Annotated in this window: 1 protein-coding gene; it reads left to right on the top strand. The window is 33.7% G+C overall.

Annotated elements, in window-relative coordinates; translation table 11 throughout:
* The coding region (locus tag VER_RS10050; protein ID WP_202922169.1) for a transposase at positions 1–693 on the top strand (693 nt) is incomplete at its 5' end.
* Between the last annotated feature and the right edge of the window lie 140 nt (positions 694–833).

Below are 833 nucleotides of genomic sequence, written 5' to 3'. Positions count from 1 at the left end.
TATGCTGCGATATATTGTGATGCTACTTTTATTTCTGTAAAACGTAATACCGTTCAAAAAGAGGCACTCCATGTATTATTAGGGATTACGCCATCTGGACAAAAAGAAGTCTTAGACTATATCATACGACCTACTGAATCGCTTGATGCGTATAATGAACTATTAACTTCAATAAAAAAGCGAGGAGTTAATTCTGTATTACTTTTTATTTCAGATGGATTTATAGGCTTAAAAGACCTATGCCTTACTCAATATCCAGCTGCTAAGTTTCAACGCTGTTGGGTTCATATTCTTCGACATATTCAAAAATTAATACGTCGCAAGGATTTAGCCGTTGTTATGAGTGAATTAAAGACGATATATCAAGCCACCTCTTACGAACAAGCAACGTCAATACTAGGAAATTTTCTAACGACTTGGCAACCTATCTATCCTAAGTTACAAGGAATATTATCTGATATAACGGATTTATTTACATATTATGAGTTTCCAGCTTCAATTAGAGCAAGTATTTACACAACTAATATTATTGAGCAATTTAATAAACATCTTAAACGAACTATAGGTAAAAAAGAACAATTTCCTAATGAAGCTTCGTTAGAACGTTTTGTGTGCTCTTACGCCAATGAGTATAATGCAAAATTCTTTGAGCGAACTCATCGAGGATTTGCTCAGGCGCGTATAGATTTATAACTAGTTGTAACTGATAATCTTAAAGTGTTTACACAAAATTATTTACACTACCGAAATTAAAACTAAGATACCTACGACGTTTAGCACTTCAATCCACTTACACACCTGTATAACTGTCTCTTATACCCATATGACGCTGC

The organism is Veillonella sp. R32, from assembly GCF_010093125.1.
Classification (GTDB): domain Bacteria; phylum Bacillota; class Negativicutes; order Veillonellales; family Veillonellaceae; genus Veillonella_A.
Note: the sequence above shows the minus strand (reverse complement) of the source record. Positions and strands in the feature narration are given on the sequence as shown.